The 15049-nt window shown below is 49.9% G+C and carries 12 protein-coding genes; 9 read left to right on the top strand and 3 right to left on the bottom strand.

The features are described 5' to 3' along the window. Positions 1 to 33: 33 nt before the first annotated feature. Positions 34 to 1692 (bottom strand): S-layer homology domain-containing protein, encoded by a 1659-nt coding sequence (locus tag BM124_RS15805; protein ID WP_170841180.1) that lies wholly within the window; start codon positions 1690 to 1692, stop codon positions 34 to 36. A gap of 224 nt (positions 1693 to 1916) precedes the next feature. On the opposite strand from BM124_RS15805, the gene BM124_RS15800 reads away from it, so the two are divergent. Further along, a complete protein-coding gene (locus BM124_RS15800; RefSeq protein ID WP_093338969.1) occupies positions 1917 to 2915 on the top strand; it encodes a C40 family peptidase in 999 nt (332 codons plus the stop codon). Positions 2916 to 3256: 341 nt separating this feature from the next. On the opposite strand, the gene BM124_RS15795 is transcribed toward BM124_RS15800, so the two are convergent. Beyond that, positions 3257 to 4558, bottom strand: coding sequence for a DUF2254 domain-containing protein (locus BM124_RS15795; RefSeq protein ID WP_093338968.1), 1302 nt, complete (start codon positions 4556 to 4558; stop codon positions 3257 to 3259). A gap of 178 nt (positions 4559 to 4736) precedes the next feature. On the opposite strand from BM124_RS15795, the gene BM124_RS15790 reads away from it, so the two are divergent. Next, positions 4737 to 6254 carry a C40 family peptidase gene (locus tag BM124_RS15790; RefSeq protein WP_170841179.1) on the top strand — a complete coding sequence of 506 codons (1518 nt, stop codon included), beginning with the start codon at positions 4737 to 4739 and terminating at the stop codon, positions 6252 to 6254. A gap of 324 nt (positions 6255 to 6578) precedes the next feature. Beyond that, a complete protein-coding gene (locus tag BM124_RS15785) occupies positions 6579 to 7031 on the top strand; it encodes a hypothetical protein (RefSeq protein WP_093338965.1) in 453 nt (150 codons plus the stop codon). A gap of 13 nt (positions 7032 to 7044) precedes the next feature. On the opposite strand, the gene BM124_RS15780 is transcribed toward BM124_RS15785, so the two are convergent. Then, the gene (locus tag BM124_RS15780) at positions 7045 to 7674 is read right to left on the bottom strand and encodes a helix-turn-helix domain-containing protein (RefSeq protein ID WP_170841178.1); all 630 of its coding nucleotides are present in this window, start codon (positions 7672 to 7674) and stop codon (positions 7045 to 7047) included. 242 nt (positions 7675 to 7916) lie between these two features. Here BM124_RS15780 and BM124_RS15775 point away from each other — a divergent pair, with 242 nt between their 5' ends. The 6 genes from BM124_RS15775 to BM124_RS15750 all read left to right on the top strand — a co-directional run bounded on the left by BM124_RS15775 (position 7917) and on the right by BM124_RS15750 (position 14842). Continuing rightward, on the top strand, positions 7917 to 8933 hold the full coding sequence (locus BM124_RS15775; protein WP_093338962.1) for a LacI family DNA-binding transcriptional regulator: 1017 nt from the start codon (positions 7917 to 7919) through the stop codon (positions 8931 to 8933). Positions 8934 to 9136: 203 nt separating this feature from the next. Further along, positions 9137 to 10636 carry a UxaA family hydrolase gene (locus BM124_RS15770; RefSeq protein WP_093338960.1) on the top strand — a complete coding sequence of 500 codons (1500 nt, stop codon included), beginning with the start codon at positions 9137 to 9139 and terminating at the stop codon, positions 10634 to 10636. 12 nt (positions 10637 to 10648) lie between these two features. Further along, a complete protein-coding gene (locus BM124_RS15765; protein ID WP_093338959.1) occupies positions 10649 to 12139 on the top strand; it encodes a tagaturonate reductase in 1491 nt (496 codons plus the stop codon). Continuing rightward, on the top strand, positions 12136 to 13392 hold the full coding sequence (locus tag BM124_RS15760) for a glucuronate isomerase (RefSeq protein WP_093338957.1): 1257 nt from the start codon (positions 12136 to 12138) through the stop codon (positions 13390 to 13392). The genes BM124_RS15765 and BM124_RS15760 overlap by 4 nt, the downstream gene beginning before the upstream one ends. Positions 13393 to 13438: 46 nt before the next feature. Continuing rightward, a complete protein-coding gene (locus BM124_RS15755) occupies positions 13439 to 13690 on the top strand; it encodes a hypothetical protein (protein WP_093338956.1) in 252 nt (83 codons plus the stop codon). Between the two features lie 75 nt (positions 13691 to 13765). After that, complete coding sequence (locus BM124_RS15750) at positions 13766 to 14842, top strand: Rpn family recombination-promoting nuclease/putative transposase (protein WP_093338954.1); 1077 nt, start codon at positions 13766 to 13768, stop codon at positions 14840 to 14842. Positions 14843 to 15049: the final 207 nt, after the last annotated feature.

Here is a 15049-nt window from a genome sequence, read left to right as displayed (position 1 = left end):
CCGAGTGTTGGAGACCGGCGGAAGACACCCGAATTACTGTACGGTTTCGAGATCTCCCTGCTCAATTTCTTCAAAGTTCTGCATCTGCTCTTCCTGCCAGTTCATGAGCTCATCATACGTGATGATGTTTTCTTCGCTTTCCGGAAGGCCGTATTCGAACGTGACGTCTTCGTTGAAGTTGCTTGACGTCAAGCCGTAGTCCACGCCGAAGGACATTTCACCCTGCTGTTCGTCGGTGTAGCTTACTTCGATCTCGCCGGTATCATAGACAACCTGGTTGTTTTCGTTGATGGCCTGATGCATTTCAAAGGTTTCAAGCGTCAGGCTTTCGAGAACCTGGTTGATATCCTCTTCGCTCATACCGCCTTCGGTCATAGTTCCGTCCTCATTCAATGCCTGGAAGCTGGAGCCTGTGACGCTTGCAAGGGCGGAGGCAGCGCCTGGATTCTCAAGAATCGGTTCCAGTTCCGGAATGACGTCTTCTTCAAGAATAGTCATAACATCGCTGAGATCGTCATGGGTCAGTTCAAAGCTGATCACCTGATCGTACTCGACACTGTCCGGAATGGACGCGTGGCTTTCTGTGAGCTCAAAGTACTCGGTGCCGAAGTTTTCGATGAACACGTCATAGATTTCCTGAGCCATTTCCTGCTGCTGTTCCATATCGAAAGGAACGTCTGATGAGGAACCGCCCAGAATATCCTCGTAGTTCATTTCAATATATTTGTCCTGCCAGTCTTCCGGGTATCCCATCATGGCAGCATCATTGATATACTGATAGCTTGCTTCGTTTGTGGAAAGAGATACATTCTCCATCGTTTCGTCAAACTGCGGAATGTTCTGCTCCACGATCACTTCGGTAATCATTGGATCTTTCTGGAATGTGCCGCGCATTTCCATGTTCATGTTCATGGATTCTTCAAGAGCCTGCTGCTCTTCTTCCGTAAGGTCCTGCTCTCCCATCGGTACATCTATGTTGATGCCGATATTGCCGTCAAATGTATAACTTTCGAGGTTCTGCTGGGTTTCCATCACATCTTCGAGCACGGTGGTGATTTCTTCATCCGTCTCCGGTGCCTCCGGAGTCTGTTCGCTTTCCCCGGTCGTGTTCCACAGGAATGTGGCGAACTGAGCTCTTGTTGTCGAAGCGCCCGGCTTAAAGGAACCGTCTTCATAACCGGTGGTAATGCCATTTGAGGCCAGGGCGTCGATGTGATCATAAGCCCAGAAATCTTCGCTCACATCGGAGAAATCAGCACTGTTGTCTCCGCTCAAGTCGTAAGCTTTTGCCAGCACTTTGGACATCTGAGCGCGGGTCAGATCCTCATTTGGCTGGAATTCTTCCTCGTAGCCTTCGATAATTCCTTCATCCGCAACAGCTGCTACGGCTGCGGAAAGCTCGGTGCCGTCTTCAATATCCGAAAAACCAGGGTCCGGACGGTCTGACGTGTCAAGATCCAGTGCCGATGCCAGCATTAAGGCAGCCTGGCCGCGGGTCACTTCATTGTTTGGTCCAAAGGTGCCATCCTCGTACCCTGAAATAATTCCCTGCTCCTCAAGATGGCTGATCGCATCTCCAGCCCAGAAATCTTCCCCGATATCACTGAAAGAACTCTGTGCCCCGGCTGCGGCCGGAAATGTCAGCGAAGCAGCAAGTGCCGCTGATAAAGCAATGCCGTAGAACTTTTTCATATTGTACCCTCCTGAAAAAATGGAAATAATGTTGTGTGCCATTGTTAGTATACTATGAAACTCACTTGGATTTCCATAAGCTACTAACAAATTCCACAAAAATTATCTACGGGACAGCATTCGTTTTCGATTCAGTGATTTAAAAAATTTTTCCGTCTGATAGAATAAAAGAAAGAGAGTCATTCCACATAAAGGAGAGGACGATTATTTTTTCTAAACATATCATGGCGCTGACACTCACCGGATTCATGCTGCCGGCGGCGTTTGCCGGAGAGGCGGAAGCGATGCAGGGAGCAGCGGATTCAAAGGACTATTCGCATTACGTAGATGTGTCGGTTCTGTCGGTCTGGGCGTCCCCGGAGGCACCGAGAAACATGGACGCGCCGGCGCTTCAGAATCCGGTGCAGCCGCGGCAGTGGACCGAGTCGATGTCGGCCGCGGATAAACGCGGACTGCTTGGCAATCTCGATACCCAGGCGTTATACGGCATGGAAGTGGAGGTGCTGCAGGAGGAAGGAAACTGGGCAAAAATTGCGGTGGAAGAACAGCAGACGCCAAAGCTTGCGGCCGGCTATCCCGGTTGGGTACCGAAAGAGCAGATCACCGAAAGTCCTAGATTTGAACTGCTGCAGCACGCCGAAACAGCTCAGGTAACCGACCCGACCGCATTCCTGTATGACGACCGCAGCCTGGAAACGAAAAGCCTTGAAATCAGTTTTAATACAAGACTCCCGGTCGTTTTTGAAGGAGAGAACAAACTGCTCGTGGCCACGCCGTCGGACGGCAATAAGTGGATCGATTCGGGGGATGTAACAGTGTATGAAGACGAGAGCACTATCCCCGAGCCGGAAGCTTCCGATCTGCAGGCCACCGCGGAACAGTTCATGAATCTGCCGTACTTATGGGCGGGCACGTCCGGGTTTGGGTTTGACTGCTCCGGCTTCACTCATACCATTTATAAAGCCCACGGCATCAACATTCCGCGGGACTCGAAGGATCAGGCGCGCAGCGGAACAGCGGTGGAACGAAGCAATCTCCAGAAAGGCGACCTTGTCTTTTTCGCCTATAATGGCGGAACCGGGAACATCCACCACGTCGGCATGTACATCGGAGACGGCCGCATGATCCATTCTCCGAATTCAGACAGCACCGTGGAAAAAGTGACGATCGCAGCATCCGAATACGCCGGCAGCTTCCACAACGCCAGACGCTATCTCGATTAAACTCCGCGGTTTGGATAAAAAATCCCGAACCATCTGCACAGATGGTTCGGGATTTTTTACCATTTTATTACTGCATCGCCGGAGCAGCTCCGTGGACACTAAGTATACTGCCCAACGATTTAGTGTCCATGGGAGTGAAGTCGGTGGACACTAAAACTTGGTGCACCATCAGATAGTGTCCATTGATTTACGCCGGGGGATACTGGTTCCCGTTTTCAGCAGTATAGTGTCCACGAAATGTTGCTCCGTGGATACTACGTATTTATTTTTCGATGGTAGTGTCCACGCGTAGCATCAAACGCCGCCGTTTTAATCCCGCCCCGATATATGAAACGTACATTTTAAACTTGGTATACATGGTCTTCTCCTTCAAGTTCCACTTCGAAGCGGCGGAGCCGTTCCTGCCAGTAATCATAGTCCCACTGGCTCAGCTTGTCCTCATCAATGGCTTCTTTCATGTAATCGAAAAATGAACGAAGATCGTCATGAACCGTGTTCCGGCCGGTTTGCGCGACAACGGTCAGCGCATCGATACAGCCGCCGATGACAGATACGTCGTCTTTGCCGTACATACGGATCTGAAAGAAGTTGCCGTGCAGGTAACTGCGGAACGATATCGGATAGAGAATGAAACGAAGTTCACCGTCGTTATCGGCGAAATACGTCAGCGATTCGTGACGGATGCTTATTTCAGCGAGCAGGGCGGCCTGACGGTTAATGCAGTTGAGTGCCGTGTGCGGGTCATTCACAGACGGAGAAATCGCGCGCACCGCGATATCCACAAGTTTCTGCATGGAGAACTCAATATCCTGGGCGTTGCTCCGCTCGTTGCCGACAAGCAGAAATTCCCGCAGCTGTGCCACATCCGGCTCGGCATCGCCAGGCCAGAACCGGAAAATCGGCTCCCCCTTGTGTACGTAATGCCCGACCTGGATCAGGCTTTCCACACGCAGGTCATAACGCGACGCCCAGTTCACGATATTCTGAAGTTCAAGCAGCTGCGTATAGCCGGATTTCTGCGCATACACGACGTTTGGCTCTTCCTCGGGAATAGGATTTTCCCATTCGGAGTAAGCGTTCAGGTGCGGGAGGTGATACGCCTCTTCAATCGCCTGCGATGCATCATTTCGTATTTTTCCAATCAAATGGTTGACCTGCACATACTTTGTCGAGTGATAAATAAACAGAATGAAAGCGCCAAGGCAGACAATAGAGACCATCACCATAATAAGCGGCATGAACAAGTGGTTTGAGTCCGTCGGTGAAAGAAGGATGAGATTCACCAGGGAGAAAATAAAACCGAACGTGAACACACCAAGCACATGCTGGGTGATCCGGCTCTGCATGAAGTCCTGCAGCGCCCGTGGGGTGAACTGGGTCGAATAGGTAGTCAGAACGACCATCACGGAGGAAAAGCTCACACTGGTCATCGTCAGCAGGGCCGTAATGAGGGAACTGTACAAATAATTCGCCGTTGAGATGGTGATGGGAAGAAAGCCCGGAGCCTGAATATACCATCCCGGCGGTACAAGACTGATAAGATAAGAGATTAAAGAAATCGCCAGCAGCGAAAAGACAGCATATATCGAAGGGACAAACCAGAATTTCTCCCGTAAATGCACGTACCATTTTTGTTGTCTCATAAAAAATTCCTCTCTACTTTATTAGATGACGGACACAACAATACATGATACCTTTTTTTACAACATTTTAATCTTCAAATCACAAAAAGGATGGAAGAATACGAGAGAAGCATGTACAATAAAAGATAGAAAATTCAATCGGAATGTCAGTTTATGCAGAAGCAGGGGGGATTTCATAGTGTTTGACACGACAATGGACACGAAGAAGCTCGCAGCGGCTTCGGCAGCTGCTGTGGGAGCCTTGGCCGCCGTGCCGTCCGTGGCAGACGGCGAGGTCGGCGACACGATGTTGTCCTACGGAATGGAGAACGAGGATGTCCAGGAACTGCAGGAACGTTTAAGAGACCGCGGGCACTATACATACGAAACAGTGAGCGGCGTGTATGACACATCGACAGTGGAAGCGGTGAAATCCTTTCAGCGTGCCCATCAGCTGACGGTCGACGGCATCGCTGGTCCGGAAACGTTCGGCGTGCTGCTTCAGCGCAAAACAGAACCAACCGCCCGGACGTCCGGCGCGTTTGACCGGGAGGATAAAAAAGAAGAGCTCGGGTCGACAACGGTGATGCGGACCGGCGAAGAAAGCTCCGCGGTCCGGGAACTGCAGCGCCGTCTGCAGAACCTCGGCCTTTTTGAAGGCGGACAGCATGGGTATTACGGACGCCGCACCGCAAATGCCGTGAAAAGCTTTCAGAGGGATGCAGGAATCGTGGTGGACGGCATCGCCGGACCGCAGACATTTGCGGCGATGCGGGGCGTCATCGGCTCTGTATCATCGGCGCTTCAGACAGAGCCGGCATCGGAATCCACCTTTCGGATTCTCGAAAGCGGAGATAAGGGCAGTGAAGTATCGCTCCTGCAGCGTCAGCTGAAAGACCTCGGTTTTTACAATAAGGACGTGACCGGTGTGTACGGACCGATGACCGAAGAATCGGTGCGTCGTTTCCAGCAGAAGCAGGGTCTTACAACAGACGGACTCGCCGGACCAAAGACGTTCAATGCTCTCAAGAACAATCCGGAACCCGCTTCGGAGTCCCGCGGAGAAACACAAAAAGAAGCATCTGCCGTCGGCTCGTCATCCATGCTTCGATACGAGGACAGCGGAGAAGAGGTAACGGGTCTTCAAGAACGCCTGCGCGACCTCGATTATATGAAGATGGAGCCAAGCGGAGTCTTCAGCGGCGTGACAGAAAAAGCGGTAAAATCTTTTCAGAAAGAACAGGGACTTGTCGTAGACGGCATCGCCGGTCCAAGAACACAGGAGAAGATGGACGAGATGCTCGAGACCGGGGAAGAGAGGGAAGAGCCGGACGCTGCGGTAGCCTCCTCCGATTCGGATTTCAACGCGGTGAATCTTGTTGCCGATGCTTCCGAACATATCGGAACACCATACGTATGGGGCGGCACATCGGAATCCGGATTCGACTGCAGCGGCTTTCTCCAGTATGTTTTCAATGAAAACGGGGTGGAACTCCCGCGCACCGTCGCCGACATTTACAACGAGGGAACGTCGGTCGAAAAGCCGAAAGTGGGCGACATCATCTTTTTCAAAACATACAATGACGGACCATCCCATGCCGGCATCTACACCGGAAACGACCAGTTCATCCACGCCGGCACATCCACCGGCGTCACGGTGAGCGATAAAACAGATGACTATTGGGCGAAGCGCTACATTGGCGCAAAACGCTACTAGACGAGTCATAGACGATAAAATCCTCCCGTGCGGCGGGAGGTTTTTTAATGGGTGACAGGTATGGACACTATCCGCAGATTTCAGTCTGATAGTGTCCATAAGTCCCCTTTTGCAGCAAAGTCTACCTCCAATCATAAACGCTCCGGGCTGCTCTTTATAATCGGCGGGAGCGTTTTTTGATTCAGAGACGGTTATGCCAGAGCTGTGTTTCATTGAATAAAATGTCATTTTTTCTGATAAATATTAGTATTTCTGTGTTCTTACAGTGAACAATGTTATATAATAATAGACATGAGCATGACTTTGGACGCAGGAGGGAACGATATGGGACCGAATTCTTCGTTTGAACTGGAAGCCCTGGAAGTGTATCTGAAGCCGGATTTCATTACGCAGCAGGAATGGACAAAGCTGTACGAAAATATCTGCCGGTACGTACAGGCTGCACAATGCCGTGACATGGTCCGTTACCCCGAAAAATCGGAGGTCCTGCGGAAAACCGGGTCTTCCCACTTCCATATTCAGATTAAACGCACGTTCACAACAGATGTCATCCTTCTGTATTTGGAGTTATCCTGCTACAGGAACCAAAACGAGGTCTTGATTATGCTCGGTGTCAGCAATGACTACGGGCGGATAGCCACTCCGCTCATCATTGATTTAATCGTGCTGATTCATACGCATAAGCCTGGCTTAATCCAGCTGAAAGGTTATCTTCATCCTGAAGACTGGGACATATCGTTGTCCCGACTTCAGGAAAAAGGGCTGTTGGTAAAATAGGGGAAGATCCCTGTTACTTAGAATCGAACGCGGCATAAAGGATAGCTATGATTCTCTCTTTGTCCGCTTCATCCAGAGGGATGTTGTCCAGAACGAGGGCTTCACCGTTCAGCAGATCCCTGAGGTTTTTGGGGCGCGGGAAGGAAGGTTCGAATACATTTGGATCATGAACGGCGCCGGCAAGATAATCAGGGGTCACATGAAACAACGCCGCCAGTTTATAAAGGCTGATGATGTCCGGTGATTGGGATGAGGAAGTCTGATAGATTCCGGGATGAAGCCACCCATGCAGCTCATTTTTATTTATGTTGGTCCGCACTGCCAGCGCTTCCACCTTCCAGTCATTGCCGCTCATAAGCTCCTCCAGCCTCAAAGCGAAGAGCTCCATATCAATGGCATCGGCTAGATCCACCGTCCGCTGGGCGGGCAGGTAACCGCCAAGCCGCAGCATTTCATCCGGGAGGGCTCCCTTCAACCCATTGGCAAGAGACGCTGCTATTTCGCGGGAAGGCGTCACCCGGTCACTTTCGATAGCATGAATGTAAGAATAGCTGATATCTGTTTCATTAGCAAGATCGCGTAAGGAAAAATTGTTCCGCAGCCGGAGATCTCTGACATAATTGCCCAATGTTCGTTTTTCCATTGCTGTATCACCTGCTGTTATTTTACATAGTAGAAAAGAATTAAAACAGACTAGGGCTCTATCTTGTTCATCAAAAATAAACATTGTTTATTTTTGATGAACAGAACAATATCACTTTTGATTGAATCATGGAATAAGAAAATAAGAAATTCTCGTTGACTCTACTATTGTTATCGCTTACAATTTAATCAAACGCAACAAAACCGGTTTACTAAATCGATTTATTATTGAAGGGGAAGCAAATGAAAAACGGAAGAAGGCCCACGATCTCAGATGTTGCAAATCATGCCGGTATTTCAAAAAGTACGGTATCCCAGTATTTAAACGAGCGGTTTGAATACATGGGGGAAGAAACGAAAAAAAGAATAAGGGAAAGTATCAAGGAGTTGGAGTACTCGCCGAACTTTCTGGCAAAAAGCTTAAAACAGAAAAAGACATATACTATAGGTATTATCGTTGCTAATATTCTTCACGGATTTTCAACACGGGTAATCCGTACTATTGAAGATGTCTGCAATGAGCAGAATATCCATGTCATTGTGTGCAATACAGATGAGGATGTAAACAAAGAACAAAAATACGTAGAGATGCTGCAGGCAAAGCAGGTTGATGGTTTTATTATTTTTCCGGCCGGTGACAATAACGAACTGTACCGGGAATTATTGAATCAGGAGATCCCGCTTGTGTTTGTGGACAGAATTATTCCCGAACTGCAGGTCAGCACAGTGTTAACAGATAATGAACAAGCGGCGGAAATGGCTGTCTCTCATTTTGTGGAATACGGTCATAAGGATATAGGGTTTGTACTCCCGCCGATGAAGAGCACCATGACTCCCCGGACGGAGAGGCTGTCGGGTTTTCGCAAATCGATGCACAGGCATAGTCTCTCTGTGAATGAAGACTTTATTTATTCCGCTCCATTAACAGATATGGTTGGTTATTTGAAATCCAGGTTCCAAACTGCTCGAAAGCCAACGGCACTTGTGACAAGTAATGATTTGACCCTGGTGGAAGTACTGAGATTTTGTAAAGAGCAGGCAATAGTCATTCCGGACGAATTAAGCATCGTGAGTATTGACGACATGCCTTTAGCCAGTGTGTATAATCCGGCGATTACAGCTATAGATCAACCTGCCTTTACTATAGGAGCCAAAGCCGCTTCCTTATTGTTAGATGAAATTAATGAAAGGGAGAAAACACCGGGCATTTATAGATTTTCTCCAACATTTTTAAAAAGGGAAACGGTGAACCGCACATGATAAATGCAGTTTTGAAAGCGTTTTAAAACGATAAGGGGAATGTTACGGATTAATGCTTAATACTAAATCGGTTTATCGGGATGAACTTATCTATCGGTTTGGGTGGCTGTTCTGATAACGGTCACGTTCTGGGGTGACTTTGTCATGTGGCTTCCGAGTGTAGTAGGTAACTGATTGTATGATAAAGGAAAGGAAGGATACGCATGAAAGAACCGATTATTCATATTCATGAACGGGATAACGTGGCGGTGGCGATTGAGGAAGCGGCCGGGGGAGAGGAAATCGTATCCGGCGGCATCCGCATTACACCGCTTGAATCCATTCCGGCAGGGCATAAGGTGGCGCTTCAGCCGATTAAGGAAGGGGAGGACATTCTCAAATACGGCAACCCGATTGGTCACGCGGTACGGGACATCGAGAGAGGCGAATGGGTGCATTCCCATAACACGAAGACGAATTTAAGCGGGAAACTCGACTACACGTATGAGCCGCGGGAGGAGCCGGCTGCCCAAGCCCCGGTTGATGAGCTTACGTTTCAGGGCTACCGCCGGCCGAACGGGGAAGTCGGCATCCGCAATGAAATCTGGATCATCAATACGGTCGGCTGTATTAATAAATCGGCGGAACTGCTCGCCGATATGGCGTCCAAAGAGCTTGAGGACAGTGATGAAGTGGACGGCGTATTCCATTTTCCGCACCCCTTCGGCTGTTCACAGCTCGGCGATGACCTTACGAACACACAGCGCGTCCTCTCGAGCCTCGTTCTGCACCCGAATGCGGTCGGTGTCGTCGTCATGGGGCTCGGCTGTGAAAATAATACCATCAAATCGTTCCAGGAAATGATCGGGGAGAAAACGAACGGCAAAGTGGTGTATCTCGGCGCGCAGGACGTGGATGATGAGATTGAAGAAGGAATGGAACTGATCGGAGAACTCACCGCTTACGCCAACAGCTTCAAGCGCGAACCGGTTCCGGTCTCCGAATTGAAAGTGGGCTTAAAATGCGGCGGCTCCGACGGCCTTTCCGGCATTACGGGGAATCCGCTCGTGGGCTCGTTTTCGAATCGATTGATTGCCCATGGCGGCACGACGATTCTTACCGAAGTACCGGAAATGTTCGGCGCGGAGAAACTGCTGATGAGCCGCGCGCAGAACGAGGAGGTGTTTGATAACACGGTCAAGCTCGTCAACAATTTTAAGCAGTATTTTCTCGACCACGACCAGAACGTCTATGAAAATCCATCGCCGGGCAATAAGGACGGCGGTATCACGACACTCGAAGAGAAGTCGCTCGGCTGCGTGCAGAAAGGCGGCAGCGCGACGGTTGTGGATGTACTCGAATACGCCGGCCGTGCAACAACGAAAGGGCTGAATCTGCTGCAGGGACCCGGCAACGATCTCGTATCGGTGACCAACCTGGCGGCAGCGGGTGCCCACATCATTCTTTTCACCACAGGACGCGGCACCCCGTTCGGCGGACCGGTTCCGACGGTGAAAATTTCAACCAACACGGCGCTTGCCGAGAAGAAGAAGCGCTGGATTGACTTTAATGCCGGAGAATTTGTCGAAGGCAAGCCGCTCGAGACGCTGACCGATGAGTTCATGGATGACATGATTGCCTGGGCGTCCGGCACGAAACAGACACAGAATGAGAAATATAATTTCAAAGAGATCGCGATTTTCAAAGACGGAGTTATTTTGTAAAGGAGGGCGAACATGGAGCGGTTATCCTATGATTATTTGAAAAAAAACAACCCGGATCAGTTAAAGAACAATGCGGATCTTCCGGTCAAAGTACTGCAGATCGGCGAAGGAAATTTTATGCGCGGCTTTTTGGACTGGATGATCGAGCATATGAACCGGCAGGGGCTCTTTAACGGTAGTGTGGCAGCCCTTCAGCCGACCCCGCATGGCCGCAAGATTCCGGACCTGCACGCTCAGGATAACGCCTACACCGTGCAGCTCCGGGGACGGCTCGACGGCAGAACCATCGACCGCGCCGATCTCGTGACGGCTATTTCCACTTCCATCAATCCGTACGAGGAATGGGAGAAGGCGGTGGCGGTTGCACGCGCGCCGGGGCTTGAAGTCCTTACTTCCAATACGACGGAAGCGGGAATCGTGTATCAGGAAGAAGACTGGAACCGGGACGCGGCGCCGCTTTCTTTTCCGGGAAAAACAACGCAGCTTCTGTATGAACGGTACACGGCGTTTGATGGGGACCCGGATAAGGGACTCGTCCTGCTGCCGTGTGAACTCGTTGAGCGGAACGGGGACGTGCTGAAAGACATCGTTCTGCGCAAAATCGAGGACTGGTCGCTCAGCGGGGACTTCCGGAAATGGGTGACAGAGCACAATGAATTCTGTCAGACTCTTGTGGACCGAATTGTGACGGGCTATCCCGCGGGTATCGAAGAATATCAGGAAAAGCTCGGTTACGAGGACCGCCTGCTCACCGTGGCGGAACCGTATCATCTGTTTGTCATTGAAGGTGGGGAGCGGGCGCGCCGCGTGCTGCCGCTCGAGGATGCCGGACTGAACGCCGTCTTCGGTCCGGTTGAGGATTACGCGGAACTGAAAATCCGACTCCTGAACGCGCCGCATACGATGATGTTCGCGCCTGCTTTCCTATACGGGGTGGACACGGTTTACGAAGCAATGCAGAATCCGGATATCCGCGCCTTTGTCGAGGGTGCCATGGATCACGCTATCAAGCCTGTGCTGCCGTACGACAAGGAGGAAAAAGACCGGTTTGCCCGGGATGTGCTCGAACGTTTTGACAACCCGTACCAGCGGCACATGCTCACCGACCTCGGCCAGAATGGGATGCAGAAATTCGGCACCCGTGTGCAGCCGATATGGGAGAAATGGGACAGCCGTGATCCGGCAAACCAGTATTTCACATTGGCGCTGGCGGCGCTGCTTGTGTATTATCAGCCGCAGGAAAAAGGACAGGAGAAAGTACAGGGGTATGCGCTCGGCCGGGATATGCTGCTGCGCGATTCCGAGGAAAAGGTAAACAAAATGTATGACTTGTGGCGCCGACACGAAAGGCAGGAACTTTCTACGGCCGCGCTCGTGGAGGAGTGTACGGACGATTCCGTCCATGCACCGCTTGTTGGTGAGTATATCGATGCATTGCTTGAAAACGGTGCCGTTTCGGTGCTTCAGCAGTTTCATATTGACGCAAAGGAGGAGATTCAATGATTCTTACAACAGAAAAAGGAATCCGTAACACAGTGGAAGAGGCCATCGAAAATCAGGAAATTACCGACATTCATACGCATCTTTTTTCCCCGAATTTCGGTGATATTCTGCTCTGGGACATCGACGAACTGCTCACCTATCACTATCTCGTCGCCGAAGTCATGCGCTGGACCGACATGGACCCGGCTCTCTTCTGGCGGATGGAGGAAAAAGAACAGGCCGAACTCATCTGGCAGAAGCTGTTCGTCGAACGCACCCCTGTCAGCGAAGCGGCCCGCGGCGTGCTGACGACGCTGAAAGAAATGGGCATTGACCCGAAAACGAAAAATCTGGATACGTACCGTGCCGAATTCGCCGGGCGCACCGCAGAAGCCCAGGTCGGTGCCGTCATGAAACAGGCGAATGTTTCCAACATTGTGATGACAAATGATCCGTTTGATGAACAGGAACGTGCTATCTGGCTTGAGGGCACCAGACCGCAGGACGCCTTTCACGCGGTACTCCGCATCGACCCGCTCTTAAACGATTTTCAGAACACGAAAGAAAAGCTGAGGGAATGGGGATACGAGGTTCAGGACGATTGGAACGGGGGCACGATCAAAGAAGTGAACCGATTCCTCGAAGACTGGATCGAAATCATGAATCCGCTCTACATGGCCGTGTCGCTGCCGCCGAGCTTCGCCTACCCGGAAGAAAGCGACCGCGGCCGCGTCATCCGCGACTGCATTCTTCCCGTTACGAAAAAACATAACATTCCGTTCGCGCTCATGATCGGTGTGAAAAAACGGGTCAACCCGGATTTGATCGACGCCGGTGACTTCGTCGGAAAAGCTGACATCCGGGCGCTTGAGAACCTGCTCGCCGAAAACCAGGAAAATAAATTTCTCGTCACGATGCTGTCGCGTGAAAATCAGCACGAACTCGCCGTCCTCGCGCGTAAATTCCGGCATTTGATGATATTTGGCTGCTGGTGGTTTATGAATAACCCTGTCATCGTGAACGAAGTCACGCGCATGCGCCTCGAGCTCCTCAACACGAGCTTCATCCCGCAGCACTCCGACGCCCGCGTGCTCGAACAGGTCGTCTACAAATGGCGCCACACCAAAACCGTGCTCAAAGACGTCCTCACCGAAAAATACGAAGACGTCCGCAGCACCGGCTGGCCCGTCGCCAAAGAAGACATCCAAAAAGACATCGCCGCCATGTTCCACGAAAACTTCTGGAACTTCCTCGAGAAAGACTATCGAAAATAAAGAGATGCCCCCTGCTTCTTCTGGAAGCAGGGGTTTTTTAAGTGGAGTGACGCGGAATTCACGGGTTGTGATGCGGAAATGGGGAGAATCGATGCAGAAAATCGGAGAATTGATAGGAAAAACAGCAAAGGAGCAGAGAATTGATAGAGAAAAAGAAGAATCGATTGAATTTTACGTAGAATCGATAGAGAAAAAGACTGAAATGAGGAAAATCAATCGAGATAAAGAAGAAACAATTCAATCCTGCGCCAAATCAATCGATAAAACGCCGCAACCGAAACAAAAGTTCTTTCTCTAAAACCGAACAATTGTTCTTTTTCCATGTTATAATGAATGAAGAAAGTCTATTACAACAGAATAGAGGCGAAGAACAATGTTAAAGCGGCTGCGTCCGGACGAACTCATGGATTTGAAGATTGATTACGCATTTAAACAGCTTTTCGGCGTGGATCGGAACAAAGATCTTACCATTGAATTTCTGAATGCTGTATTGAATCGGGAGGGAAACGAGACCATACATGACATTTCATTCGAAAACACCGAATTTGCCGGAGATCAGGAAGAAGACAAAAAATCGAGACTTGATATCTTAGCGCTGACCGAAAAAGGGGAATATATTAATATTGAAATCCAGTTCACAAATGAGTATGATATGGTCAAACGCTCGTTATATTATTGGTCCGGTCTCTATCGTTCCCGCATCAGGCAGGGAGAGCCGTATCGGAAGCTCCAGCCCGTTATCATGATCAATATACTGAATTTCCCGCTCCCGGAAGAAAAAGCACCCGACTTTCACCATTCCTACGCCATACAAAACCGGCACCATTTCCATCAACTGACCAACCACCTTGAAATGCACTTTATTGAAATACCAACCCTAATCATCCATTGGAGAAAAGGAAAATTGGACACCACCCATCACCTGCTTGCCAAATGGCTTCTGCTTCTCGGCATGGTGGACCGCCGCAATCAACAGATATACGAAGACATTTATCATGAATTGGAGGAGATCGCAATGAGCGACAAATCACTGAAAGGCGCATTTGAACAGTGGGAATACCTCAGTGACAAGATCAAGAATAGAATTGCGTATGAAAGACGCTGGATGCAAATCAAAGACGACCTTGTCCGGGAAAAAGAAGCAGAACTTCGTTTGCAGGAGGCTGAAGAAGAAGCTGAAAAGAAAGGTCACCAAAGGGGTCATCAACAAGGTCATGAAAAGGGACATGAAACGGGACGTGCAGAGGGACATGCAGAGGGACGTGCAGAGGGACGTGCAGAGGGATGTGCAGAAGGCCATGCATCGGGCCACATAGAGGGGCGTGAACAGGGTCATCAGGATGTAGCAGAGATTATGCTGAAAAAGGGAATGGAGATCGAAGAAGTCTGCCTACTGACCGGGTTAGACGAAGAAACCGTTCGATCAATAAAAGATAACTCATCTTCCTGATCAAACTGCGGAATTTCCGGCAGTTTTTTACGTCAATGATGGCATGGCTCCGCGAATCGATAGAGAAAAACGGAGAAACGATACAGAAAAACGGAGAATCGATAGGGAAAACCACTAGTCTTGCAAACAACTTCCTTATAGTATCATTTATGGGTTATTTTTCATTTACAAGCCTAAAAAAATCTCCTATTGTAGAGGGATAGACTT

The sequence above is a fragment of the Salibacterium halotolerans genome, from assembly GCF_900115625.1.
Classification (GTDB): domain Bacteria; phylum Bacillota; class Bacilli; order Bacillales; family Marinococcaceae; genus Salibacterium; species Salibacterium halotolerans.
The sequence above is the reverse complement of the archived record's forward strand: the minus strand, read 5'-3'. Positions and strand labels throughout refer to the sequence as shown.

Bases quoted from the DNA above. Each gene is read 5' to 3' on its own strand.
- BM124_RS15775 (WP_093338962.1), top strand. From the start codon at position 7,917: ATGAAAAACGGAAGAAGGCCCACGATCTCAGATGTTGCAAATCATGCC.
- BM124_RS15770 (WP_093338960.1), top strand. From the start codon at position 9,137: ATGAAAGAACCGATTATTCATATTCATGAACGGGATAACGTGGCGGTG.
- BM124_RS15795 (WP_093338968.1), bottom strand. From the start codon at position 4,558: ATGAGACAACAAAAATGGTACGTGCATTTACGGGAGAAATTCTGGTTT.
- BM124_RS15780 (WP_170841178.1), bottom strand. From the start codon at position 7,674: ATGGAAAAACGAACATTGGGCAATTATGTCAGAGATCTCCGGCTGCGG.
- BM124_RS15765 (WP_093338959.1), top strand. From the start codon at position 10,649: ATGGAGCGGTTATCCTATGATTATTTGAAAAAAAACAACCCGGATCAG.
- BM124_RS15760 (WP_093338957.1), top strand. From the start codon at position 12,136: ATGATTCTTACAACAGAAAAAGGAATCCGTAACACAGTGGAAGAGGCC.
- BM124_RS15800 (WP_093338969.1), top strand. From the start codon at position 1,917: ATGGCGCTGACACTCACCGGATTCATGCTGCCGGCGGCGTTTGCCGGA.
- BM124_RS15750 (WP_093338954.1), top strand. From the start codon at position 13,766: ATGTTAAAGCGGCTGCGTCCGGACGAACTCATGGATTTGAAGATTGAT.
- BM124_RS15805 (WP_170841180.1), bottom strand. From the start codon at position 1,692: ATGAAAAAGTTCTACGGCATTGCTTTATCAGCGGCACTTGCTGCTTCG.
- BM124_RS15785 (WP_093338965.1), top strand. From the start codon at position 6,579: ATGGGACCGAATTCTTCGTTTGAACTGGAAGCCCTGGAAGTGTATCTG.